This is a genomic window from Pectobacterium sp. CFBP8739 (genome assembly GCF_013449375.1).
In the GTDB taxonomy this organism is placed as follows: Bacteria; Pseudomonadota; Gammaproteobacteria; order Enterobacterales; family Enterobacteriaceae; genus Pectobacterium.
Window position 1 is genome coordinate 734,040 of sequence record NZ_JACDRR010000005.1, and the last position, 25,669, is coordinate 759,708.

The 25,669-nt window shown below is 53.4% G+C and carries 25 protein-coding genes; 5 read left to right on the plus strand and 20 right to left on the minus strand.

All coding sequences use genetic code 11. From position 1 onward, the window contains the following. Positions 1–57 precede the first annotated feature (57 nt). From H0247_RS19680 to dinG, 17 genes are all read right to left on the minus strand, one after another. Positions 58–201 carry a GpE family phage tail protein gene (locus H0247_RS19680; protein WP_094431851.1) on the minus strand — a complete coding sequence of 48 codons (144 nt, stop codon included), beginning with the start codon at positions 199–201 and terminating at the stop codon, positions 58–60. Continuing rightward, on the minus strand, positions 146–466 hold the full coding sequence (locus tag H0247_RS19685) for a phage tail assembly protein (RefSeq protein ID WP_219606585.1): 321 nt from the start codon (positions 464–466) through the stop codon (positions 146–148). The genes H0247_RS19680 and H0247_RS19685 overlap by 56 nt, the downstream gene beginning before the upstream one ends. 142 nt (positions 467–608) lie before the next feature. Continuing rightward, complete coding sequence (locus tag H0247_RS04075; RefSeq protein ID WP_005972713.1) at positions 609–1,133, minus strand: phage major tail tube protein; 525 nt, start codon at positions 1,131–1,133, stop codon at positions 609–611. Beyond that, on the minus strand, positions 1,133–2,560 hold the full coding sequence (locus tag H0247_RS04080) for a phage tail sheath subtilisin-like domain-containing protein (protein WP_180741349.1): 1,428 nt from the start codon (positions 2,558–2,560) through the stop codon (positions 1,133–1,135). Before H0247_RS04080 ends, H0247_RS04075 begins: the two co-directional genes overlap by 1 nt. Next, complete coding sequence (locus H0247_RS04085; RefSeq protein ID WP_010281040.1) at positions 2,550–2,747, minus strand: hypothetical protein; 198 nt, start codon at positions 2,745–2,747, stop codon at positions 2,550–2,552. The genes H0247_RS04080 and H0247_RS04085 overlap by 11 nt, the downstream gene beginning before the upstream one ends. After that, positions 2,744–3,211 (minus strand): Gp37 family protein, encoded by a 468-nt coding sequence (locus H0247_RS04090; RefSeq protein ID WP_180741350.1) that lies wholly within the window; start codon positions 3,209–3,211, stop codon positions 2,744–2,746. Before H0247_RS04090 ends, H0247_RS04085 begins: the two co-directional genes overlap by 4 nt. A 260-nt stretch (positions 3,212–3,471) precedes the next feature. Next, positions 3,472–3,783, minus strand: a complete 312-nt coding sequence (locus tag H0247_RS04095; RefSeq protein WP_180741351.1) for a hypothetical protein — start codon at positions 3,781–3,783, stop codon at positions 3,472–3,474. Next, positions 3,776–4,105 carry a hypothetical protein gene (locus H0247_RS04100; RefSeq protein ID WP_180741352.1) on the minus strand — a complete coding sequence of 110 codons (330 nt, stop codon included), beginning with the start codon at positions 4,103–4,105 and terminating at the stop codon, positions 3,776–3,778. Before H0247_RS04100 ends, H0247_RS04095 begins: the two co-directional genes overlap by 8 nt. Then, on the minus strand, positions 4,095–4,769 hold the full coding sequence (locus H0247_RS04105) for a hypothetical protein (protein ID WP_180741353.1): 675 nt from the start codon (positions 4,767–4,769) through the stop codon (positions 4,095–4,097). The genes H0247_RS04100 and H0247_RS04105 overlap by 11 nt, the downstream gene beginning before the upstream one ends. Further along, positions 4,759–5,370 carry a transglycosylase SLT domain-containing protein gene (locus H0247_RS04110; protein ID WP_180741354.1) on the minus strand — a complete coding sequence of 204 codons (612 nt, stop codon included), beginning with the start codon at positions 5,368–5,370 and terminating at the stop codon, positions 4,759–4,761. The genes H0247_RS04105 and H0247_RS04110 overlap by 11 nt, the downstream gene beginning before the upstream one ends. A gap of 1 nt (position 5,371) precedes the next feature. Next, positions 5,372–5,701 (minus strand): putative holin, encoded by a 330-nt coding sequence (locus H0247_RS04115; RefSeq protein WP_180741355.1) that lies wholly within the window; start codon positions 5,699–5,701, stop codon positions 5,372–5,374. A 110-nt stretch (positions 5,702–5,811) separates the two neighbouring features. Further along, positions 5,812–7,158, minus strand: coding sequence for a TolC family outer membrane protein (locus tag H0247_RS04120; protein WP_180741356.1), 1,347 nt, complete (start codon positions 7,156–7,158; stop codon positions 5,812–5,814). 2 nt (positions 7,159–7,160) lie between these two features. Continuing rightward, positions 7,161–8,489, minus strand: coding sequence for an HlyD family type I secretion periplasmic adaptor subunit (locus tag H0247_RS04125; protein WP_180741357.1), 1,329 nt, complete (start codon positions 8,487–8,489; stop codon positions 7,161–7,163). Positions 8,490–8,516: 27 nt separating this feature from the next. After that, positions 8,517–10,244 (minus strand): type I secretion system permease/ATPase, encoded by a 1,728-nt coding sequence (locus tag H0247_RS04130; RefSeq protein ID WP_180741358.1) that lies wholly within the window; start codon positions 10,242–10,244, stop codon positions 8,517–8,519. A 17-nt stretch (positions 10,245–10,261) separates the two neighbouring features. Then, complete coding sequence (locus H0247_RS04135) at positions 10,262–10,573, minus strand: protease inhibitor Inh/omp19 family protein (protein ID WP_180741457.1); 312 nt, start codon at positions 10,571–10,573, stop codon at positions 10,262–10,264. Positions 10,574–10,678: 105 nt separating this feature from the next. Further along, a complete protein-coding gene (locus H0247_RS04140) occupies positions 10,679–12,109 on the minus strand; it encodes a serralysin family metalloprotease (RefSeq protein ID WP_180741359.1) in 1,431 nt (476 codons plus the stop codon). Between the two features lie 523 nt (positions 12,110–12,632). After that, a complete protein-coding gene (gene dinG / locus H0247_RS04145; RefSeq protein ID WP_180741360.1) occupies positions 12,633–14,732 on the minus strand; it encodes an ATP-dependent DNA helicase DinG in 2,100 nt (699 codons plus the stop codon). Positions 14,733–14,960: 228 nt separating this feature from the next. On the opposite strand from dinG, the gene H0247_RS04150 reads away from it, so the two are divergent. Continuing rightward, positions 14,961–15,806 (plus strand): AraC family transcriptional regulator, encoded by an 846-nt coding sequence (locus H0247_RS04150; RefSeq protein ID WP_180741361.1) that lies wholly within the window; start codon positions 14,961–14,963, stop codon positions 15,804–15,806. A gap of 52 nt (positions 15,807–15,858) precedes the next feature. Next, positions 15,859–16,506: a LysE family translocator gene (locus tag H0247_RS04155; protein ID WP_180741362.1), complete on the plus strand. Its 648-nt coding sequence runs from the start codon at positions 15,859–15,861 to the stop codon at positions 16,504–16,506. Between the two features lie 318 nt (positions 16,507–16,824). On the opposite strand, the gene idi is transcribed toward H0247_RS04155, so the two are convergent. From idi to H0247_RS04170, 3 genes are all read right to left on the minus strand, one after another. Then, positions 16,825–17,364, minus strand: coding sequence for an isopentenyl-diphosphate Delta-isomerase (gene idi, locus H0247_RS04160; protein WP_180741363.1), 540 nt, complete (start codon positions 17,362–17,364; stop codon positions 16,825–16,827). Positions 17,365–17,491: 127 nt separating this feature from the next. Then, on the minus strand, positions 17,492–19,798 hold the full coding sequence (bglX, locus tag H0247_RS04165; protein ID WP_180741364.1) for a beta-glucosidase BglX: 2,307 nt from the start codon (positions 19,796–19,798) through the stop codon (positions 17,492–17,494). 349 nt (positions 19,799–20,147) lie between these two features. Further along, on the minus strand, positions 20,148–21,494 hold the full coding sequence (locus H0247_RS04170; protein WP_180741365.1) for an aspartate aminotransferase family protein: 1,347 nt from the start codon (positions 21,492–21,494) through the stop codon (positions 20,148–20,150). Positions 21,495–21,908: 414 nt separating this feature from the next. On the opposite strand from H0247_RS04170, the gene H0247_RS04175 reads away from it, so the two are divergent. From H0247_RS04175 to H0247_RS04185, 3 genes are all read left to right on the plus strand, one after another. After that, positions 21,909–22,928, plus strand: a complete 1,020-nt coding sequence (locus tag H0247_RS04175) for an ABC transporter substrate-binding protein (RefSeq protein WP_180741366.1) — start codon at positions 21,909–21,911, stop codon at positions 22,926–22,928. Between the two features lie 76 nt (positions 22,929–23,004). Then, on the plus strand, positions 23,005–24,015 hold the full coding sequence (locus tag H0247_RS04180) for an ABC transporter ATP-binding protein (RefSeq protein WP_180741367.1): 1,011 nt from the start codon (positions 23,005–23,007) through the stop codon (positions 24,013–24,015). Further along, positions 24,012–25,664 (plus strand): ABC transporter permease subunit, encoded by a 1,653-nt coding sequence (locus H0247_RS04185; protein WP_180741368.1) that lies wholly within the window; start codon positions 24,012–24,014, stop codon positions 25,662–25,664. Before H0247_RS04180 ends, H0247_RS04185 begins: the two co-directional genes overlap by 4 nt. The last annotated feature ends 5 nt before the right edge of the window (positions 25,665–25,669 follow it).

A 25,669-nucleotide genomic window follows, 5' to 3' on the forward strand; every position in this document is an offset into this window, starting at 1 on the left:
AGCGTCCTGTCGCTGGCCGGGTTGGGTGGATGATGAATTCAGTAATCCTGTCAGTGATCAGTCTTCCTCACCGTTCTCACGTTTTATCTGTTCGCTGGCTTCATCCAGCCAGCGTTCAAAATCGTCCAGTTCCAGCGCATCAATTTCACTCGGCTGGAAGCGAAACCACCTCGCCAGTAGCGCCTGCGCTTTCCACAGCAGCGCCGGCTGCGTTATCCAACCCAAGTAGCTGCTGAAATCGTTTTTGCAGCGCCATGTAGTCCTGCGCGTCCATCTCATCGATGTCTTCCGGCACCAGACCGGTCATGCGTGACAGCAGCGCGTCGTCCCAGTTGCTTGGGTCATCGCTGATTTTTTTTACCGCTTTGATGTCTTTGACTTTCAAACGCTTGAGCGAAATGGACTCCACGCGTTGGCCGGCAGAGGTGGTGTAAGGGAATTGCAGAGAATAGGTTTCAGTGTGCATAACGGCTCCTTAGTAAATGTCGGGAGCAGTATCGCGTGCGGCGAGGAATAACGATTTTAAAGTGAATTAGAAAACGAAAATGGCGGGCATAAGAAAGGGGCCGAAGCCCCTTTCATTCCTTACTTAATCAATGAATACTAAATTAACCGCCGATATTGGCACGGTAGCTGTTCAGTTGATCCACGCCACCCACCATGAAGATGTTGGACATATAATCCAGCTCCAGCAGGTCTTCACCGTTCATCACCTGCTTGATGTAGGTGCAGTTGAATGCGCTGCTGAAATCCGGGTTTTCATGCTGCTTGAACGTACCCAGCGGATTCTTTTTGAACATGATGGTCATGTACGTCACCAGCGGCACTTCTTCGATACGGCCTTGAGAGCCGTAGCGTTCCACGCTGGAGCGGCACTGTAGCGCCAGCGACTGGTACGGGTTCGCCGCCGCCAGCATTGCTTCGCGGTAGAAGGAGTTCCATTTGATCTCACCTTCCAGTTTGTCGAAGCCCGCAGGCAGTTCGATCTTACCGACCATACCCAGCGCCTTGTGCTCCTGCATGATCATGGAGACATCCGGCAGTTTGATTTCCTGCGCACGTCCCAGCAGGTTGGTGCCATTGATGTAGATGTTGGCGTTGGTAATACGGTTTACTTCAATTTTCCCGGCCATCAGTTAGTGCCCTCCAGCGTTACCAGGTATTCCGAGGTGATCTCCGCCTCAAAGGTCAGACGCTCAAGCGGCGGCGGCGGAGTGAATTTGTAGTTAAGCAACAGGTGCCCAGCCGCCAGCTCGGTTTGCTCGTTACGTGCGGCATCGAACCAGCACTTGAAGCCCAGCAGCGCGCCGTCACCGATCAGCTTGCGACCGTAGGCGTTGACGGATTCCACCAGCGCATCGATCAGCGCCTGATTGATCGGCATATCGATGTACTGCTGGCTGAAATAGCGGATGGATTCGTTAATCACATCGCCAGTACGACGCACGTTTTCGAAATTCTTCATGTGCGTCACGGTTGGCCAGGCTGCGGTACGGTTGCCCCACAGACGCAGGCCGGAGCCGTAGCTGTTGAAAATGGTGCTGATGCCCTGCTCGTTCAGCAGGTTCACTTCGCTCTGCGGATCGTCAATCATTGCGGACAGCTGGCGCTCTACGCCGGTGATCCCTTTGATTTCCTGATTGGACGACGACCACCAGAAACCTTTCTCCAGATCGACTTTGGCACGCAGACCGGCGGCACGCGCCGACAGCGGCTCCAGACGTTCGCTGTTGGTTTCCGCGTCGTACACTTTGACGTGCGGATAGCACAGACGAGCACGTTCAGAGCTGGTGTTGAAGTTGATCGTGCCTTCTGGGCCACGACCGCTCAACGCCTGCGCAAAGGTGGTACCGATTGGCGCATCGATATAGGCAATCGCGCCCAGTTTGTCAGCCAGCGAGATCAGCTCGGTCGTTACGCTATTTTGCGTACAGAACACCGGCGAAATCAGAATCTTGGCAAAGAAGCCGTACAGGTTGTAGGTATCGTTCAGCAGCTTCATACCGGTACGTTTGCCCGCGGCGTTGATGCTGCCGATGATGTCGGCGGCGGTCACTTTCGTGACATCAGCAAAGTCATAAGACGCGCTAACCACAGCGGCGGCATCGATATTTTTGCCCAGGTTTTTCAGGACGCCAGTTTGTGCATCTAGCGTATAGTCCTGACCTTCGACAAACGGCTGATTGCCTTCCGCCGCCGTCAGCACCAGTTTGGCAACCACACGGTTCGCCAGTTGCGCCGTACCGGTCGCTTTGTCAAAGGTGACTTTTTCTGCGCTCACAGACGATTTGTGTTTCGCCGGATCCAGCACGTTGATAACCAGAACCGTACCTGCGCCGTGATCGTAAATGGCATCCAGCGCCTGCGGGATGGTATAGCCGCCGAACTGGCTACCAAACTGTGCCGCGTCTTTTTCGGACAGACACAACGTGACGTCATTTACCGCACCCTGCGGCGCCGTACCAATCAGCCCAATCACCGCAGATTTGACGGTTTTCACCGGACGAGCACCGGTTTCAACTTCAATTGTTTCTACACCATGTAAATAATTAGCGGCCAAGGGTCACCTCCGTTGCGCTATCAGCCAGAACCTGATCCGCGACAGGCAGCAAATAGCCCAGCGCGATCAGCGTTTTCACGTATTCATGATCTGCCGGCAGTTCAGTCACCTGAGCGGGCCAAAGCAGAATTTCTTGACCATCTGCCAGCGTGACGCCGCTGGCGGGGCCGGTATAGCGATACTTCATGCGTCTTTCTCCTCATAATTAACCGTGGTAAGCAGCGGACCATCCGTCTGCTCGCGGTCTTCGATAAAAAGGGTTTCTGTGGTGCAATCGATGGCGTAATGCCAGCGTCCTTCGGTGTAACCCACGTAGCGGTCACGAACTAACCGGATACCGCGATGACAATCAGGCAGCCGGTATCCTCCCAGCGCCTGACGGACGGTATCGAGCGTGGCCAGCACGCCGTCTTCGCCATCCAGCTCCGGCAGCAGCACGGTAACCATCAGCTGTGGTCGCTGCGTCTGAACCGGAGAATCCGCATCTTCCGGTGCGGAAAATTCGGAACCGCGATACCCCACCAGCACATCACCGAGCGTCAGGAGATCGGGCTCGCTCAGAATATTTTCTGGGCAAGACGCAATCCGCCGTGTCGGTAAGTGCTGCTGGAGGCGGGCTATCACCGCATCGATAATTGGTCTGGTATTCATATCCGTTCACCCGCTGTGTTAATGGCGCACTGTTTTGGTGGCACATCGTGTTGATGGCGCTAGTATCCGGATAACGACGGGCTGCGGCTTTTAATCTGTTTTAGAAAAAACAGCGAAGTGATTTATTTGAAAAAAGCGGCTAATACGCTGAAAAATAAAAATTCTTTCGATAAAAAAACGCCAGCACAACCGTGCTGGCGCAGAGGAATATGACGACACTGGTAACGCGTAAAGACAGAAGAGAAAGCCATGCAAGGGGATTACCGATCCCAGTATTTTTCCGGTCGAGCGATGCCAACCATACAATCAACGGCATACTCCACGACATCCACGCCAAGACGGGTGAGATTCGCCAGCCAGACGCCGCCCACCTCCTTGGTCAATACTGCCATCTTGCGATCGGCCAGGTAATCCAGCGCATGACGCAACTCCAGCGCTGACGTGTCAGCATACAGCCGCTGCATCAGCGCCAGCAGGAACATTTCGTTCGCGGTATAAGGGCGTGTTTTATTTAATGCGATCAGCAAATGCCAACGCATCGATTCCTGTCGGATACGCTGCGTGTCAGCCATGATTGCCTCCCACATGCCGCTGCTGCACTAACTCCAGTTTGTTGTAAAGCGCATCCAGTTTGGCTTCGATGACCGTTTGGCCACGGATGTAATCCTCACGCCGCACGTAAATCAGCGGTAAATCAGCGCGAAATTCCAGAAACTCACGCTCCAGCCGCGTCCATCCTTGCTCGCTCTTTTGGCGGGCATTTTCCAGCGCGGCAAAACGCTCGTTCAGCCGTTTTTCAATCTGGGTAAGCAAAATCCGCCCAGCGGCAAACAGGAAGCTCATAAACGACAACAACAGGCCGACCAGCGACCAGAACTCCACTTCAATCTTCACGTGTTACCTCCCTTGCCTGTTGTAACGCGTCGATGTAATCCAGCAGTGCGTTAACCTGTGCGCTTAGCGCCTGGTAGCGTTCTCCGTTGTCGCTGATGTTAGCGAGGATATCGCGCTGGGAGATGCCTGAAGGTTGTAATTCGGCGTCAGCGGCTGCGCCGGAACCGGGCGCTGCGCCAGTGCGGCAGGCAGCGGCGGTAATGTCTGCGGCACCGTCGGCGGACAGACCGAAAGCGGCGTTGTAGTGCTGCACGAAGCCACGAGTAAACACGCACTGCACAGGCTGAACTTTGCCTTTTTCGTCAATGTATTGCTGAGTAACATGGTCGATTTTCCGTTGCAGAGCGGCGTTATCCGCCGCCAGTTTTTGACGCGCTGCCAGATAGCGCTGTTCGAGTTGATTCCCACGTTCTACCTGTTGCTGGTATTGTTCCGCCGCCGCACGTAGTAGCTGGTTCTGGGTTTCGGTCTGCTGCTGCTGTAGCAAATTAAACGCCGCCTGCTGTTTCGCCAGCGCGGCATCCCCCAGTGCCTGCGCCAGTTGGTAACCCTGATTACGGCCGGTCAGGTAGACCGCAAGTAGCAGCACCACGACAAACAGGACCGCGACCACACGTGGCGAAAGAAAGGATTTCAGGCTAGTAAGAAACAGGTTATTCCACACAGCTCGCCCTCCCCCAGCTCAAATACCGTGGTGCCAACTGATGCAAAATGCGGTCGGGATAATGACGGTTTTCACGCCAGTTGGCGGAACTGCGTCCAGCATTGACGGTTTCCACATGGCCGAACCAGCGGAGGATGTCTTTCTCGGCAATCTTCGCGCGCTGTTTATCACGCTGTAACCAGCCAAGCCCGCCGTTGTAGGACGACAAGGTCATTGCCATGCGTTCACAGTCATTGCTGGCACTGATTCGCGTCCATAGCCAGCGATCATAGCCCGTCAGCGCGCGGATAGCCCAGGTGGGATTAAACGGTTGATTTGCGCGAAGTTCAGGAACGATACCGCTAAACCAGTCGGCGGTGGTCGGCATAAACTGCGCCAGCCCTTGTGCACCGACGGGCGAGACGGCCCGTGGATTCCAGCCGCTTTCCTGATGCAGTTGCGCGGCAAAATCTGCAATCGGGGCATTCATGCCCCAATCCAGCCGTGCGCTGCGGATGACATCACTGCGGTACGCCTGCGCGGCACGAGGGATCGTATCTGCCCAGGCCACAGCACTTAACAGTATTGTTTTAAAAAACAGAATGATGAAAAAGTAGCGCATATCACAACCCCATCGCTACGCCGATGCAAACGGCTGACACAATCAGCGCACGCCGCAGCATCGCAGCTGCAAACACGGTGTGGTGGCCGTCCCGAACAGGGAAACGACCATGCGGAGCAGGCTCATCCCCTTGTTCGAGGAACAGGCCGGGACGCGCTTTAGGAAACAGCGAGCGATCCAGCCAATAGCCTAGTACCGCAGCGAGTGAGATAAGCGAGAGCTTATAGACGGTGACGGGAAGCTGCTGCGGTGAAATCAGCCCAATGACAGCAAAGAGAAAAGCGGATGTTACAATCCAGCCGGTAAGACGCGGTTTTTTGATTTTTTTCACGATAAAGCCTCCTGATAAAAACGGAGGCCATTATGCAAAATAAGGATGTTTGATGATTTTAAAGGAGTTTACGTATTACTGAGGCAGAATATCCTACAAAATTGAACCAGTTAAAATGCGGGAGTCGTTGCTGGCTGAAACCAGGCCGCCAGTTCCAGAATATCTTTCTCGTTCAGCGTCCCTGCGGTATAGCGTAGTAAGAGCCACGCCTGAAGCCAGCTGTATTTCGCTTCCGCCAGTTCTCGTCGGGCGTTATACCAATCCTGTTCGGCTAGCAGAATATCCAGATTGATACGTTCGCCGCCCGCGACGCTTAATCGCGTGGCGTTGACCGCTTCTTGTGCCGACGAGGCGGTCATTTGCCAGGCCTTAATTTTCGCCGACCCGTTGTTGTACAGGTTGTAGTGCTTTTTCAATTCCGCCAGCGTTTGTTTGGTTTGATCGTCCAGTTCCGCCTGAGTTTGCTGATATTCCGCTGCGGCCTGCCGCATCGATGCAGAGACGGAACCGCCGGAATAAAGCGGGACGTTCAGCTGCAAGCCGACACTCTGCGTGTCGTATTTCTGGTTGTAGTTGTATTCACTTTCCGAACGGCTATTGCGCGACGATGCCACCAGCGACAACGTGGGTAAATGTCCGGCGCGGCTGCGTTCAATTTCATAACGGCTGACCGCCAGCCCCTCGCGCTGCGTCGCCAGTTTGGCATTATGCTGCACGGCAAGATCGCGCCACTGCGCCAGCGTTTGCTTACCTGACTCCGCAGACGGCAGTTGAGTCAGCGTCAGAGGATACAGCGCCGTGATATCCAGCGCTGTACCCGTCATATTTTCCAGATCGGTAATCGCGGCATCCAGATTGTCCTGCTGCTCAATCCGCTGTGCTTCCATCAGCGTAAAGCGCGCTTCCGTTTCCCGCACATCCGTTAACGTCCCTTCACCTGCGAGTAAGAGGCGTTTATTCAGCGCCAACTGCTCCTGATACGCCCGCTGTTGCGCATCCAGCAATTGCAGTTTTTCCTGCGCCAGTAGCGCGCTACTCCAGGCTTTATATAACCGTACCATCAGATCCTGACTGCGATCGCGAAAACGCTGATCGGCCATCAACGTGCGGGCAACGCCCTGCTGATAACGCGCCCAGGCTGCGTAATCCAACAGCGGCTGGCGCAGTGACAGCGTGGACGTGTAGCTGTTGTAATCACGTTTTAGCGTGTTATTGGTGAAGCTATCCGTTTGGGTGACTTTGGAATGGCTGCGGTTAGCGCTATAGCCATACTGGAGATTGGGGAGCAGATTGGCGCGCCCGATATTTTCCTCTTCCTGACCCGCCGCTCGCTCAAACCCCGCCGCACGAAACTGAGCGTCGTTACGCAGCGCCAATTCCCAGGCATCAAGCAGCCCTAATGCGTTGGCGCCCGAAGAAAGCAGCCCAAACAGCACGATTATCGCGATCCTTTGCATAATTACTCTTCCGTTAATGCCAGATGCAGGCGATCCATTAAAGGCTTAAATAGATAATTGACGAATGACCGCTCTCCAGTACGCACAAACCCTTGTACCGGCATGCCGGGTTTGATTTCCAATCCCTCCAGCGCACGTTTTCCTGCATCATCCACCATCACGCGCAGGCTGTAATAAGGAGAACCGTCTCGCTCATCCAGCAGGCGATCGGCAGACAACAGCTCGACCGTTCCCGCTACGCGCGGCGTTGTGCTTTGGTTAAACGCGACGAACTGCAACTCGACGGGTAGCCCCGGCCAGACCTTATCCACCAGTTCCACGGGAAGGCGCGCATCCACCAACAGAGGCTGATCGTCCGGCACGATCTCCAGCAGCGTCTGCCCCGGTGCAATCACACCGCCTTCCGTAAACACTTTCAATCCGACTACCGTACCGGAAACAGGCGCCCGCATCTGGATATTCGCCAGATTGAAATCGGCTTTTTCCTTCTTACTGCCCACATCACTCAGCAACGCCTGCACGTCCGCCAGCTCGCTGTTCACTTCTTTGTCGTATTCCTGCTGACGCTGTGCTATCAGCAGCGTTTGTTGCTCAATATCACGGCGGATACGGTTCGTATCCCCCGCCAACTGGGCGATGTCGCCGTTAAGCTGCGCCAGCAAACGCTCGTTCTCCAGCATTTTGTTACGCGGTACATAGTTTTCCGCCGCCAGTGAACGCAGACCTTGCAACTGTTGTTCCAGCGTCTCCCGCTGCTTCTGCTTACTGGACATCACCTGACGCTGAGCGCTGAGTGACGCCTCCATGCCCGCAATACTGGAACGCATTCCTTCAGCTTCAAGCCTGAGTGATTGCTGACGGCTGCGCAGTAAATCACGCTGCAATACCGTAATTACGTTCATCTCCGGCCTTTCAGCGAGACGTTGCAGACGGGGCGTCATCACCATATCGTTCAGGCGCTGCTGCTCGGCAAGCAGTCGACCTTCCCGTGCCACCAGCTGTAAATACTGACCATCCAGCCCTTCACTCACCGAACGCGCATCAACTTCATTCAGCGTGAGCAGGATCTGGCCAGCTTCAACCCTGTCGCCATCTTTCACCTGAATTTTATCGACAATACCGCCCTGATTGTGTTGCACCACCTTGCGATTACCGGAAATCACGACGCTGCCATTCACCATCACGCCCTTATCCAAGGGGGCAAATAGTGCCCACAGGAGAAAGCCACCAAACCCGGCAAGCACCAGCAACCATCCCAGACGCACCGCGCGTTTTTCATCACGCTGCGCCGTCTGATTCATACTCTCTTCGCTTATTTCTGATGCGGACATGTCTTTCCCTGTTTTCGTCATTCCGTGTTACCGCTGGACAGCAGCAGAAGGGGCCATTTGTGCCTGATTGGCAGCACGGCGCGGTTGCAGTTCGCTCAGAATATCGCGCGCAGGGCCAAAGCGTTGCTGCCTCCCCTGATTGAGCACCAGAATCTTATGTGCCAGCGTGGTTAACGCAGGACGATGCGTAATCAGTACCACCGTCGCCCCCCGCTTCTGAAGATGCGAGATCGCCTGTGCCAGTGCCATTTCACCTTCGTTATCGAGACTGGAGTTCGGCTCATCAAGCACCAGCAGACAGGGGTCACCATACACTGCACGCGCCAGAGCAATGCGCTGCCGCTGCCCGCCCGACAGCCCGTTACCGTCAGCGCCGAGAGGGGTGTCGTATCCCTGCGGTTGGCTAAGAATCATGTCGTGGACGCCAGCCAGCTTCGCCGCCGCCACAATCTTTTCCGCGTCATGTTCGCCAAAGCGGGAAATATTCTCCGCCAGCGTGCCTTTAAAGAGCTGCACATCCTGCGGCAGGTAGCCCATTGCCGGACCAAACGCGGTTTTATCCACCTGGTTGAGATCGGCGCCATCCAGTCGAACCTTGCCGCGCGTTGGTGTTTGCGTCGCCACCAGCAGGCGTGCCAGTGTCGATTTCCCCGAACCGGAGGCGCCCAGAATCGCCAACGTTTCCCCCGCCTGAAGCGAGAAATGGATATCCTGCAATCTCGATGCCCCTTGCGGCGTCTGCAACAGTACATTCTCGACGCTGAGCTGGCCAACTGGCGCAGGTAACGCCATCGGAGCCGCTTTAGGTGGATATGCGGCCATGATACGGCTCAGTCGATGCCAGGCCTGACGGGCGCTGCTTAACGGTTTCCAAATACCAATAAACTGATCGATAGGACTCAGCACACGCCCGACAAGAATTGACCCCGCAATCATCATGCCCGGCGTAATCTCGCCCTTAATCGCGAGCATGGCCCCCACGCCGAGCATCAGCGATTGCAGAAAAATGCGCGCATGTTTTGATACAGCGCCGACAACCGCAGCCCGTTCACTTGCCAGATTTTGCAAGGTAATAAAGCGGTAGTGTTGCCCCAGCCAGCGGCGGCGCAAATTAGGCAGCATCCCCATCGATTCAATGACTTCTGCATTACGCAACTGCGTATCCGCAAGATGGGTTGCCTGTAGCGCTTCATGGTTTGCCTCTTCTAAAGGCGATGTGGTGAGATACTGATTCAGCCATGCCAGCAGCACCAGCACCACCGTACCACCCAGCGCCAGAAAACCGAGAACCGGATGGATCAAGAACAGCACCAGTAAAAAGAAGGGAAACCAGGGAATATCGAAGAAAGCAAAGAGTGAGTTGCCCGTAATGAACTGCCGCAATAGCGTGAGATCGTTCAGTGCCTGACCCGCTTTGGCCTCACCGGCTTCCAGATTGCGCTCAAACGCGGCGTTGAAGACCTGTTGATTCAGCTGTAGATCGATACGAGTACCGAGCCTTACGACAACCAGACTGCGCACCCATTCGAGTGCCGCCATGAATACCCCCAGCCCGGCAATCAGCAGGGTAAGCATCAGCAACGTGGTGCCATTCCCCGAAGCCAGTACGCGATCGTAAACCTGAAGCATATAGATAGAAGGCGACAGCATCAGTAGATTAACGATAGCGCTGAAAATCCCAATGCTCCAAAAGCTGCGCCGGAAAGGACGCAGTATACTCAACAACGAACGTTCCTTATTTGCTAGTTGACTCACTGCGTTTGCCTCTCCTGTCAGGGCTGTTTATGCAACGTCCGTGTACTGCCATCAGGCAACGTCAGCGTATAGCCCTCTTTTTCCTTGCTAAAAAACGCGACGGACTGACCCTGCGCTTTCGTCAGCGTGATACCGTCCGGCGTCGGCCGCCATCCGGCAGGCACATCCGGCAGCAACGCTTTTAAACACGCTGCATCACCCTCAAGACGCCAGGTGTTATCCACTAACGACGCATTGTGCAGCACAACCTCGCACTGCTGTTCTCCGCCACGTAATTGCCATACGCCGCTTAGCTCACTTGCTGAAGGCAATTTCAGACTACTTGCCATACATCCTCCGCTTATTGCACTTAACAACGCCGCGATGATTAACTTTTTCATAGTGGCCCCTAGTCGATAACAGAAAAGGACGGGGATTTCCCCGTCCTTGCTACATCACACGATAAAATCGGTTGCCGCAGAAGGCTGACCAACAATATGTACAACAAAGTCTGGCGTGGTCTGACCCGCAAAGTTCAACCACAGATCGGTGGTATTGCTCTCTGCATTCCAGTTAAGCAGCGCTTCATTACCGAGTCCGGTGAAAGCGTTGACGAACTGCAAATCGCCTTTTTGATTCAACGCTGACAGATCGATTTTGTCGATGCCGCGTTGGAAGTCCGTGATGGTGTCATAGCCGTTCTTATAGGAAGAGTCACTCGCGCTGGCGTAGACAAAAATATCTTTGCCCGCACCACCCGTCAGCGTATCTGCACCGCCACCGCCGTAAATGACGTCATCGCCTGCGCCACCGTTCAGAATATTATTCGCGTCATTGCCGATAATAATATCGTTGCCAGAGCCGCCAATCGCGTTTTCGATCGTGACGCCGTGGGCGATAGAAACGTTACCTTTCAGGCCGCCAACATCAGAGAACCCGCCTTCATTCAGGTTGATACGCTGATCGTTTCTGTAACCAGAGAAATCGAACGTATCGTTACCACCTGCATCCCAAACGGAGAAGATCAGTTTTTGGCTATTGCTGGTGGTGGTGTAGAAATCACGATCGGTATTGGAGTTGAAACCGTATACCGTGTCACCGGTACGCGTGTTCATGTTTGCACCGTACAGATATTGGATCGCCGTGATGTCATCGATCAACGGACCCGCAGCGTAGTGCCCCTGGAAGTCGCCGCCAGTGTTCTGCTCACTCCAGTAACTCATCAGGCTGAACTGGCGCGTATCTTCCGCATAGGTCACATCACGGTAGGTCGGGTTACCTTCACCCGCATTGTAAGACCCTGGGTGGTTCAGACCCAGCGCGTGGCCGATTTCATGCGTCAGCGTCTGCTTGCCGTATTCCGTTGCTGGGTTACGCACCGTGTCGGAGTTGTAGTTAAACCAAGCACTGCCCGCTGCCGAGTGGTTACCCGGCATATAAGCGTAAGCCTGAGTATCGTAGTCCATCCGACCGCTTGAATCACGGGTGTAGTTACCAAACGTGATAGTGGCCTTTTGGGTTGGGCTAACCTGGGTAAAGGTGATATTGGCGACATCTGACCAGGATTGCAGAGACAGTTTGGCTTGTTGTTCCTGCGCTGCGCTGAATTTCACAAAACCCTGATCGCCAGAAGGGATAGACCGCACGTTCTGTAAGAACGAATAGGTCAAATTAGCAGATTTGCCGAATACGTTCGTGCCATTCCAGGTCAGGCCGTCGCGGACAATTTCCTTGGCTGCCAGATCGCTTGTGAACGAGGGTTTACCATTAAGCTGTCCATCGCCACGGGAGTGGTAATTATACAGATCGTACACATCACTATATCCCGTACCCGCTGCATGCAATGCCGATTCAGCGGTATCCTTATCTTGAGCTCGTAAAGCCATCTTTTCTTCTCCATAAGTCTGATCGGGATGATCAGAATCCTAAATCCCTTCATGCAATCGAGGTATTGCATGTACCGCGCGTAGCCGCGGCCTAATCGTCTCCTGGGTAGATAAAGCTCACTAAGAAATATTTATATCCAAAAAAACTCATATAAATAAAAATTATCTCTATAAGGAAATAATTAAGAAAACTCGCCAATTATTTTCGTTATTATCAAATGATAAATAATAAGACCATAGTGACTAGTTTTTATTATTAGTATGGATATGAACAGCTAGAAAGATAGATGCCAAACAGCATTCGTTTTTGAAAAGGAAGGTTTTTTTATTAACTGCGTTAATTTTCATCGTGATACCTATCCTTGATTGATAAAAATCGCGCCGAGTAATGACACATTTTGTCACATGTATTAACGGCATCCTTGCTGTTCAGAGACAAATCTAACAAATAAGAATAAAAAAATATAGCGCTAAATAGGGATTAATTATCCCTTTATTCAGCGAACGAATAGAGAGGAATTTGTTATGGCATATCCCGCTGTTCGATCGGGAAAACGGGCAACGCCGCCAACAGCTGTGCGCCATAGCCTTTGCTCAACAGGCGGCGATCGTAAATGACGATTTCACCAAAGCAATCATGGCTGCGAATCAGGCGTCCAACCTGCTGGATGAGGTTAAACGAGGCGCTGGGCAAACTTTGTACAATAAACGGATGCCGTTTGAGGCTTTTTAGCCACTCGCCTTCCGTCAGAATCACCGGGCTATCGATGGGCGGAAACGCAATTTTGTGGATATGCACCTGAGAAAGGAGTTCCCCTTTGAGATCCAATCCTTCTGCAAAGGATTGTAAGCCAATCAGTACGCTAGTCTGCCCTTCCTGTACCCGCTGACGATGCAGTTCAACCAGCCTGTAGCGCGGCTTATCTCCCTGAACCAGCAGCATCAGACGTAAATCGGTAACCTGTGTCAGAAACAGCTGCATGGCACGTTGGCTGGCAAACAGCATCAGTATGCCTTTATGTTTATCCTGCTTTAGCTCCGCCCGGAAAAACTTTGCCATTTCAGCAATATGCTGGGCTTCCGATTCTATCAGCGGTTCATAACGCATCTTAGGTATTACCAGACGCCCCTGCTCGCGATGGTTGAACGGCGAATCCAGCGCGATGAAGGTGTCCCCCTCTTCCTCACCGAGACCAGACAGTTCCTGAATACGCGCAAAACTGTTCAGCGAGCGCAGCGTCGCCGAGGTCACCACGACGTGCGATACCTTACTCCACAGCAGCCTTTCAAGCTGGTCGCAGACGCGGATCCCCGCGCAGTGCAGGTGAAGATGCGGCTGGTTATCACGCATTTCTCTGGTGATCCATTTGGAAACCGGCGCATTTGAGGATTTCTCCATCGCCGCGAGCCGCCAGAGTTTACTCATAGACTCAAGGTAGCCCTGTTGGCGACTCATTTTCAGCAGTGCCTGATAGACCCGCACCACGTCATGCTTACCGGTCTTCTCACTGAGATCGTTAAGCATATACTCTGTCAGCGCCCGCAGCGTGTCGGTCAATTTGAACAACCGAACGCAGAGTTCACGCATTTCATCCGGCATTTTTCCCATCGCAAAGCGGTACTCGGTCTCCTGCCCGTCATGCGGAAGAAACAGTCCGCACAGTTGCGAGAAAGACAGCACGCATTCGCGGATCTCTTCACAATGGCTGGTTAACCGTTCGCTGTTAGCGAGTCGCGGCGGTGATTTAGGGGCAAACTGCGCCATACATTGCCCGATGAGCTGCACCAACTGTTCCAACTGCGCCATCATATAAGCGGGATGAATATCACCGGACATCTCCAGCGTATCACGGGCAACATCAGGAATGTGGTGCCCTTCATCGAGCACCAGCAGAAGATTCTTAGGGGGAGGCAGTACCGATTCGCTTTCCATCGCCGCCATTACCAGCGCATGGTTGGTGACGACCACATCGGCCTGTTCGATCTCACGCCGTGCGATGAAGAACGGGCACTCACGATAGTAATGGCAATTATGCGCGAGACAGTTCGCTTTGTCCGTACTCAGCTTCTGCCACAGGCTATCGTCAATCGTATCCTGATAATGGTCGCGCAGTCCGTCCCAGGCGTAACCTTGCAGCGCTTTCTCAAGCCGCACACAGGTACGCTTTTCCTCTTTGCTGGCGGACATCAGTTCATCATCCAGAAAGAGCGGTAAATCCCCCTGCGCGTCAGGATCGGTTGCCAACATCGCCAGATTGCGCGGACAAATATAGCGACGACGGCCAAATGCGGCGGTAAATTTCAGCTCAGGAATAAACGTCTGCAACAGCGGCAAATCTTTGCTGTAAATCTGATCCTGCAATGCCACATTCGCGGTGCTGACCACCAGCGTTTTATCCTCTGCACGTCCCACCGCAATGCCCGGAATCAGGTAAGAAAGCGTTTTCCCAACGCCGGTTGGCGCTTCAATAGCCAGATGACGCGGGTAATCGCCCGCCAGCGTTTTTGCGACTTCGGCAATCATCTGTCGCTGGGGAACGCGGGAAATAAAATCTGGGATTTGTTCTTGCAGGGCCTTATACCATTGACCAATCTGCAATTTTATGGCGGGGGACAGCGTCATGCATACTCTATATCTGTGTAATCTGAGCGCCATTGTCCCACAGACGCTCGGTGACGTCAGCCGATATCACGCTCGAGACCATTCCGACCTCGACAATCTCCCATCCAGCGATTAGGGTAAGCTATTCTTTTATCAAGCACAGTCTTTATCGCGAGCGGTAAACGCTATCTTCGGTAAACGCTATCTTCGGTAAACAATAGTTTCGGTAAACAATAGCTTCGGTAAATTATGTCTTCGGTCCACGCCATTAACCAATCGTACTGGTTTTCACCACGATTACCGCATGTTGAAAGCCGTAGCACGTATAACAGCAGCCATGCCTATAAAACACACAGCCATGAGCAATTTTCGATTGGGGCGATAGTACACGGCGAAACGCGTTGCCATTACCGTAACGAAACGCATCATTTACAGGTTGGCGATCTGATCTTTATCGATCCCCAACAGCCGCATAGTTGTAACCCGCTACTCGGTAAAACGCGCAGCTATCACATGCTGTATCTGGATGCCGAGTGGTGTCTTGATCAAATCGCGACTCTCTTTGGTTATCAGTTGGATACCTTACGTTGCCACTGCGTCGTCTTGCGCGATCCCGACCTGTTTATACATTATCAACACGTCATTGCTCTGCTGTCTCGGGGCAACATTACATCAGCAGATAACCAGCTCAGAGCGATGCTGAGCCCCATCTGGAGACAATATTGCCTACCCGCCCCATCCTGTTTGCCAGCATTATCGCATCAGGTGTTGCAAACCACGACGCGCCATGTACGTGAACGTCTATTGAATAATTTGCAAGACGCGCCCTCGCTGGAAACACTGGCGGAGGAGCTGAGTTTGAGACGTGAAACCATCGTGCGACAGTTTCGTCACGATACGGGTATTACGCCGATGGCATTCCTGAATAATGCCCGCATTGAATATGCCAAATCGTTGCTGAAACAAGGCACACCGCTGGTGGATACCAGCTATCAAAGCGGCTTTTGCGATCAAAGTCATTTCCATAAAACGTTTGTGCAATACACCGCAGCGACACCAGGTCAGTACGCGCGATCAATATTTGACAATAAATAACAGAACGCCTTGTCTAGACTGGCCTCGATTACTTATTGAGGCCAGACATACCATGTTAATCAATACCTTTTTTTCCGCTGATTCTCTCTTTCCCACTCATTTTCCTGCTCTGGTGCTGGCGCATTTTGTCGCGCTGCTGAGTCCAGGCCCAGACTTCTTTTTGTTGACAGCTTACGCCATTCGTTACCGGCTGCGCGGCAGTGCGGGGATTTGTCTGGGCATCGCGCTGGGTAACGGTATTTATATTCTGCTGGCGGCGATCGGCTGGGCGGGCATTCAACATTCTCCTACGCTGTTTTCCCTCATTGAGTTAGCCGGGGCGGCTTATTTGCTTTGGGTGGGTTATCAGTTACTAAAAAGCCGTTCTGTGCTCTCACTACAGGCAGAACAGCAGTCCGACCGCTGCCCGACGCTGCGTAAACAAATTTTGCTGGGACTCGGCTCGGCGCTACTGAATCCCAAAAACATGCTGTTCTATATCAGCCTGATGACCAGTATTCTTGGGAAAGATGTGACACCCACGCAGCAATTCGTCAGCGGTAGCTGGATGTTTTCTGTCGTTCTGGTGTGGGATCTGCTGATCGCCGCGCTGATCGCTCGTCCGTTGATTCAGCAACGTTTAACCCGCTGGCTTAACCCGATTGAGCGCGGTGCCGGCGTCATTCTGATATTTTTTGGTGTGCTGCTTTTATTTCGCTAATCGCTATTCCGCTAATTGCTATTTTACTCATCGTGATTTCGGTAATGAGGCCTATTTCAAAAGCGAGGCGCGTTTCGGCCTTGTTTCATGAGCTGAAGGCATTATAATTCGAGGCAATTAACAAAAGGATAACCTGATGACTCTTCAAAAAATCGGTATTATCGGTCTCTTTGCCTTTCTCGCCTTGGGTGGCATGTCCGGCATGATGCTGGTGGGCTACATTATTATCGAGCACGCGGGCTGAAGCTTTTGCCCCACAGCACCCGCCGACCGAATGAACGGTGCCGCACGGAAATGCAGCAATTAGCATCGCTTTACTTAATTTGGTTGTTCAGTCCGAAATGCTTGCCAGTAAGCAGGAATACGCGCGAAGGTCAGTTGGAACCAGGCGGTAAACTGTTCGGGCGTCTCCGCCATCCTCTGGGCTATGTCATCTATCGACTGGTATTCATAGCTCGACACTTCATCGAGGTTGATCTGCGGAAGGTCATCCGTCACGCCAAAATACACATGCCCCAACTCGTGCTCAATTAGCCCGTTATCCAACGGCAGGCGATAGGTCAGCGTAAACATCGGCGTCAGCGCACAGCGTAACCCCATTTCTTCATACAAACGGCGATGTGCTGCCTGTAACGTCTCTTCACCGGGCGCAGGATGGCTACAGCAGGTATTACTCCATAAACCGCCGCTGTGGTATTTCTCCTCTGCGCGCTGCTGCAATAACAACTGCTGGCGAGAGTTGAAAACATAGACGGTAATCGCACGATGTAATGCCCCTTTTACATGCGCTTCCTGCTTTTCCATTACCCCCGTAGGTTTGTCACTTTCATCAACAAGAACTACTTCAGTCAACGGCATACCCTTCTCCTGCAATACCTTACTCTCCCGCAATACCCAACTTTCCCGCGATCACGTGGTATGACGATAATCACCCTTCGTATTCACTCGCCGCCGGCACTTGCTCCCGGCGGCGAAACAACCATCATTATAGCAGGGTGAAACTCTCGCTCTTCACACGCTGTGAATCCAGACCAATCATCACGTCAAACTTGCCAGGTTCCACCACCTGCTGCATGCGGGCGTTGTAGAACTTCAGCGCATCCTGATCGAGCGTGAAGGTAACCGTGCGTGACTCTCCTGGCTGGAGCATCACTTTCTCAAAACCACGCAGCTCTTTCACCGGACGGCTGATGGAAGCGACCACATCGTGCACATATAGCTGCACAACGGTTTCCCCTGCGCGGCTGCCGGTGTTTTTCACCGTCACACTGGCGTTGATCGTTCCGTTACGCTTCATCGTCTGGCTGGACAAACGCACATCTGACACACTGAACGTGGTATAGCTCAGGCCGTAACCGAACGGATAGAGCGGCCCATTGGCTTCATCGTAGTAGTGAGACGTATATTTGCCTGGGTTTTCCGGCGTGTAAGGGCGGCCTGACGGCAGGTGATTGTAATAAATCGGAATCTGGCCAACGGAACGCGGGAAGGACATCGGCAGCTTGCCGGACGGGTTATAGTCACCAAACAGCACATCGGCGATCGCATTACCGCCTTCGGTGCCGCTGAACCAGGTTTCCAGTAGCGCATCGGCCTGCTGATCTTCACGCACCAGCGCCAGAGGGCGTCCGTTCATCAGCACCAGAACCAACGGTTTACCCGTGGCTTTCAGCGCCGCGATCAGATCGCGCTGACCTTGCGGCAGGTCGATGTTCGAACGGCTGGACGCTTCATGCGCCATCCCGGCCGCTTCACCAACAACGGCAACCACCACATCCGCCTTCTTCGCTGCGGCTACCGCCTCATCGATCATGACCTGCGGCGGACGTTTATCCACTTGCACAGCATCTTCATACTGGTTCAGGAAGTCGATAATGCCTTTGTGATTACTGACGTTGGCACCTTTAGCATAGAGAATGGTGGCCTTATCGCCGACGGCATTCTTCAGCCCCTGATAAACGGTAATCGTCTGTTTCGCCACGCCCGCAGCAGACCAGCTTCCCATCGTATCGCGCTGGCTGTCAGCCAATGGCCCTACCACGGCGATCGTGCCTTCTTTTTTCAGCGGCAGCGTTTGCAGGCGGTTTTTCAACAACACCAGGCTCTTACGCGCCACATCGCGTGCATCCAGACGGTGCAAGCGACTTTCCGCATTGGTATCCACCGGATCGGAACCGACTGGCCCTAGATGACGATACGGATCGTCAAACAGCCCCATATCATATTTTACGTTCAGCACCTGGCGGCAGGCATCGTCGATCTCCTGCATGCTCACCGCCCCGCTTTTCACCAGGTCTGGCAGATAACGGACGAAATACTCGTCGCTCATACTCATGCCGATACCAGATTTGACCGCCAGACGCGATGCATCACGCGGATCGCTGGCCACGCCGTGCTTAATCAGTTCTTTAATCGCACCGTGATCGGTAATGGTGATGCCTTTGAAATTCCATTGCTCGCGCAGAACATCTTTCAGCAACCAGCTGTTGGAAGTAGCTGGCGTACCGTTGATGGAGTTCAGCGCCACCATCACACCGCTACTGCCCGCGTCGATCGCCGCTTTATAAGGCGGCATATAGTCCTGGAACATGCGCTGAGGGCTCATGTCCACAGTGTTATAGTCGCGCCCGCCTTCCACCGCACCGTAGAGCGCATAGTGTTTTACGCTGGTCATCAGTGAGTGGCGTCCGGTTACGTCATCGCCCTGAAAGGCTTTCACGACTACACCAGCAATTTTGCTGGTCAACCAGGTGTCTTCACCGAAGCCTTCCGACACGCGGCCCCAGCGCGGATCGCGGGTGATATCCACCATCGGCGCCCAGGTCATATTCAGGCCGTCTTCCGTCGCTTCATAAGCCGCCACGCGTGCGCTTTTCTCAATGGCGCTCATATCCCAACTGGAAGCCAGCCCCAGTGCGATAGGGAAAATGGTGCGCTGACCGTGAACCACATCGTAGGCAAAAAATAGCGGAATCTTCAGGCGGCTGAGCTGCATGACCTGATCCTGCATTGCACGAATATCCGGACGGGTTACGGTATTAAAAATCGCGCCAACCTGACCGTTTCTGATCATTTCCCGAATGGCTTCTTTCGGGTTATCCGTCCCGACGCTGATCAGTCGAAGCTGACCGACCTTCTCTTCCAACGTCATTTTCTTCAGCAGATCCGTGACAAACGCGTCGCGTTGCTGGTGTGAAGGCGATATTGATGCCGGCGCAGACGTCAATTCCTGCGCAAACGCCGGATTACAAGCAAGTCCAATTGCTATAGTCAGTGAAGTAAGCCATTTCATTCGTTATAAAGACCCAGTCAATCCAGGCGTCAGCGCAAAACAGAATAAGGCGCTGAAGCACAAGACAGGTTGAAGATTCCGACGGTCACATCCCTTCTCTGACAAGGCGAAAAACACCTTCTCCTGCCTTAAACGAATAAGGCTTCCCGATAGTGGCTGCCGCACCGACGCACTCAAATGCACAGCGCGTAATATAGTGCATTTATTGAGATTTCATTTAATAAAAACTGCAAGAATAATGCTAGACGATACGCAAAACGAACATTCTGCCTGAGCAGCGGCGAGAAAAGATGGACAGCATGAAGGCGCATGAAGCGAACAACGGTCGCCACATGCGCATGTGGGAAGATTAACGCCGCGATGATTGCAAACGCAAAGCCCGATCGAGCGCACCAACCAGCCAGTCAATGTCGTGCTCCTGAAACGCCAGCGGCGGGCGAAGTTTCAGCACATTCCCATGCGGCCCGGCTACCGACGTGAGCACCCGTTCGGCACGAAGTTGTTCAACCACGTCCAACGCCAGTGCTTTATCCGGCGTTTTTGTTTCTCGATCGCTGACCAACTCAAAGCCGATAAACAGCCCCGCGCCGCGCACATCACCGATGCACGCATGGCGATCGGCAAGCAGCGCCAGCTCACGCTGCAATTTTTCCCCGACACAGCGGCTGTGTTCCTGCAACCCCTCTTCGCGAATCACGCGCAATACTGCCTGCGCAGCGGCGATCGACACCGGATTGCCACCGAAGGTATTAAAATAGGGAATTTCATCGCTGAATGCCGCCAATACATCGGCTTTTGCCAGCAGCGCCGACACCGGTATGCCGTTGCCCATGGGTTTACCCAGCGTGACGACATCCGGCACAATGCCGTGGCGACCAAATCCCCAGAAATGCTCACCCGTGCGGGCAAAGCCAGGCTGTACCTCATCCGCAATGAAAATCCCCCCATTCGAATGCACCACATCAATGGCCGGTTTCAGGTAGCCAGCCGGTCCCGGTAAGACGCCATCGGAGGAAAAGATCGAGTCCGCCAAGAAGCCAGCAAATTTGATACCGTTCGCCGCCATGTCATCAATTTGCCGTTGAATTTGCTGCGCAAACCACACGCCCAGGTCCGGCGCATTGACCCGATAGCGATCAGGCGCGGGGACAAGGCGTGTTGTCGCCGACAGAGGTTGCCCACTGCCGAGAGCCGGTGAGGCACCGGAGGTGAGTTCACTGGTGCCGTGATAGGCCTCGCGGCTCACAATAATCCCAGTCCCACCACTGTAGGCGCGCGCTACGCGGATCGCCAGATCGTTGGCCTCCGATCCGGTACACATATACATCGCTTTGTTAATCGCCGCAGGCACCGTACCGAGAATGTCCTCAGAGTAATCCAGAATGCGCTCGTGCAAATAACGAGTATGCGTGTTGAGCAGGCGCATCTGTGCGTTAACGGCGTCAATGACCGCAGGGTGACAGTGCCCAATACTGGCGACATTGTTGTAGACATCCAGATACTTATGTCCATTGGCATCCCACAGGTATTGTCCTTCACCGCGAACCAGATGCACCGGATTACGGTAGAACAAACGATAGGAATCCCCTAGCACCTGAGTACGCTTATTCGTCAGCCTGCGTGTATCCTCATCCAACGCCTCCGCATGTTCAGCGCGAAAGCTATTGGTATCCATGATGGTTGAGCGTGTCGCCATAATCACTCCTACATAAGGTGGTGGCACGACTGCGTCACACAGGGATAAAACGCATCGTGCGGGTTCAGATGACACTCACCCTACACCAAAAGCAACAAAATACACAAATACAAAAAAATGCACTTTTTTGATGCACAAAAATGCCAAAAAAGTGCAATAAATTTGTCATGTCATAGCATACACAACGCCATGCATCCGTTATGGGATTGGCCCACGTGTAAGAAAAAATACCTAATCTACTTATTTATATAAGTATTTTAACAAGAATTTCTCTCAAATCAGGAAATGGCACGATTAGTGCTAAAACCTCACACCACTCGCAATAAACACAAAAATGCACAGAACCTGTTACGAACCGTTCAACGCGAGAGGAACATTGATGCCAACCTTTTCCACAACCGTAGGGGAATGTTTATGAACCGATTTTCATTGCGCCGCACCAGTCTGATCGCCGCACTCATTGGTGCCACACTGGCGAGCGCTGTCGCACAAGCCGGCACCATCACGGTCTATACCTCACTGGAAGAAGATGAGATCAAAGATTACGTCGCACAGGCCAAGAAAGACTTACCCGACCTGACCATTAACGTACTGCGCTTGTCTACCGGCGACCTTGGACCACGGATTCTGGCCGAATCAAAAAATCCGCAACATGACGTCATTTGGGGATGGGCCGTGACTAGCGTAATGGATCCACGCATTTCAGCATTATTGGAACCCTACGATGCCAAAGGGAGCGATAGCCTTGCCGCCACCTACCGCTCCCCAGATCACAAATGGTTTGCAGCAACCGGCTATATGGCTGCCTTTTGCGTCAATACCGAAGCGTTAAAAGCGAAAAACCTACCTGTTCCCGCATCCTGGCAGGATCTGACCAACCCGATCTATAAAGGGGAAATCGTGATGCCCAATCCAGTTTCCTCTGGCACAGGCTATCTGCAAATCGCGGCGCTGCTGCAATCTAAAGGGGATGAAAATGGCTGGGCATTCCTGAAGTCGCTGGATGGCAACATCGCCCAATACACCAAGTCCGGCTCACGTCCGTGTAAAGCGGCACGGACGGGCGAATATGCGATTGGCGTATCGCTGGCTTTCGCCGCGATGCAATCGATTGAAGAAGGCTACCCCATCAAGATGGTGATCCCAAACGATGGGGCAGGCTATGAATTAGAAGCCTCCGCTCTGATGAAGGCAGCCAAAAACAAACCCGACGCGAAGCGCTTTCTTGACTGGACGCTCTCCAGTCATGCCGCCACGCTCTACACCAAATATAAAGAGATCGTGACAATACCTGGCGTTGAACAGTCAAAAGCCGCGCAAGTGGCTGGGCTGCCCGCCGATCTCACACAGGTGCTCTATCCCGTGGATTTCACCAAAAGCGCCAGCGATCGTGACGCCACACTGGCAACCTGGCAAAAAAACATCGGCCGCTAGTGGTCTGTATTCGCTGTAGAGGCTGCCGCACAGTGCATTCCAACTGCGCGGAAGCCGTCATTAAGAGGTCGCATTCATGGCACTGGTTATTCAAAATCTTTATAAAAGCTTTGAGGGTTATGTCGCTCTCGACCGTATCAATTTGTCGATTGAAAATGCCGAATTTGTCTGCCTTCTTGGGCCAAGCGGCTGTGGCAAAACGACATTGCTGCGCATCATTGCCGGATTGCTAAGCTGCGATGGGGGGAAAATCACGCTGGATGACCGCGATCTGGTCAACGTGCCCGCGAGAGCGCGAGGCTTTGGCATCGTATTTCAGTCTTATTCACTCTTTCCCCACATGACGATTGCACAAAACATTGGTTACGGTCTCAAAATTCGCCAGACACCTGCCGAGGAAGTTGCCGCACGCGTCAGCGATCTGCTGGACACCGTACGCCTGAGCGGGTTCGGCGATCGTTATCCTGCCCAGCTTTCAGGCGGGCAACAGCAGCGTGTGGCGATTGCCCGCGCACTGGCGGTCAATCCCTCCTTGCTCTTACTGGATGAACCGCTTTCAGCACTGGATGCACGCGTGCGTGCTGGGCTGCGTCAGGAACTGCGTGACGTGCAACAACGTCTTGGCATTCCGACACTGATGGTCACGCACGATCAGGAAGAAGCCATGAGCATGGCGGATAAAATCATCTGCATGCACGGTGGGCGTATTGTTCAGGAAGGCACACCACATGAACTCTATACCAGCCCACGCACACGCTTCGTGGCCGAATTCATGGGGCACAGTAATTTGCTGTCACGTGATGTCGTCACTGCATGTATGCCCGAGCTGCTTCCCTCCGCGCAAAATACTGTGCTACCGGAAGACGCAGAGCTGTTTATTCGCCCGGAACGCATCGCATTACAGAAAGCAGAAGGCGCGGAAGGCCGAGTTATCACCACCAGTTTCCTCGGCAGCATTCAACGTGTTCAGGTGATGTGGAAATCGCAACCGCTGCTGGTCGAAACCAGCAGCGCCGTTAACTGGTCCTCTGGAGACCCCGTTCATCTCTCAATTCGCGCAGAAGACTGCGCCTGGGTGCAAGCATGAGCCATTCACTTCTCCCTCCGCAAACGGCCAGTGACCGCTGGCTTTCACGTCTCTGTCTGTGGCTTCCACTGCTGGCGCTGCTGATGTTTTTCGGCATCCCCATGCTGAGTATCGCCTGGCACAGTCTGCTGGACGATCAAAACGGCACCGTTGGCTTATCCAACTATCTGGTGCTGATGGATTCACCCGGCATCTGGCGGGCAACAGCAAACAGTTTGTTATTAGGCGCCGTCACCACCTTGGTCACATTGTTGCTGGGATTCATTGTTGCCTATGGGCTGGAATGTACCGCCATGCCCGCGAAGCGTTTTATCGCCTTTGCGACCGCACTTCCTATACTTGCACCTTCGCTGGTGTTGGGCTTGGGGCTGATTTTTCTACTGGGAAGAAATGGCATCATCGGCAATCTGCTCGGTGTGCGACTGGATATTTATGGCTTTTGGGGGCTGTTAATTGCCAACGTTCTGTACGCGCTGCCGCAGGCCATTTTGATCATTCGCACCACCCTGCGCCATAGCGATACCCGCCAGTATGAAGCCGCTAATGTGCTGGGCGCGTCCGACTGGCGACAATTTCTGGATATTACCCTCCCCGGCCTGCGATACGGCCTGCTGAGTGCCGCCTTTGTCATTTTTACGATTACCATCACGGACTTCGGCAACGCGATTGTGATCGGCGGCAACTTCTCCGTACTCGCAACAGAGATTTACAGCCAGGTCAGCGGCCAGATGAAATTCGGTATGGGTGCGGTAGTGGGGATTTTACTGCTGCTACCTGCAGCGGCGTCTATCTGGATAGAGCGCGCCGCGGCAAGACGGCAAAAAGCAATTGGCACACACGCGGCTATCCCGCATGTGCCGCAACCTTTGCGTACTCGCGATATGTCATTCTATCTGGCCACCATGACGATCGCGTTCACCATTATCGCCGTCATTGGCACTGTTATTATCGCCAGCATGATACGCCTATGGCCGTACCGTCTGGACCTGACGCTTAAGCATTACGATATCGACCTCGCCGGTGGCTACACCCCGTTGTGGACGTCAGTGTGGATTTCGGCGCTGGCGGCCATGGTCGGCACCGTGTTGTTATTCCTGCTCACTTTCGGTATTCATCGGCAGCCGGGCAAAGTCGCCAACGCCGCCGTACTACTCAGCGCGTTGCCTGTTGCCGTTCCCGGTCTGGTATTAGGGTTATCTTACGTGTTTACGTTCAATACGGCCGATCTTCCCTGGGGTATGCTGTACGGTTCAGCCCTGCTGGTGGCACTGTGCAATTATTATCACTACCACACGCAAGGCTACACCACGATGATGATGGGAATCCGTAACGTTCCACACGCGATGGAAGATGCCACCACGGTGTTAGGCGGCGGTGTGGTACGTATTTTACGTGATGTTTATATGCCCGCCATGCGCGTGACGCTGATTTCGGTCGCCATGTTTTTATTCATGCGCTCAATGGTTACACTATCGGCCGTGATTTTTTTGGTCACGCCGTCATTGCCGTTAGGTGCCGTTACCGTGATGCGGCTGGATGAAGCCGGCTTTACCTCACAGGCGGCCGCCTTTTCTACATGTATTATGGGGATTGTCGCCATGACCGCCCTGCTTCTACATCTTGTGACAGAGAAACGGCAAACGCTGTAGCCGGT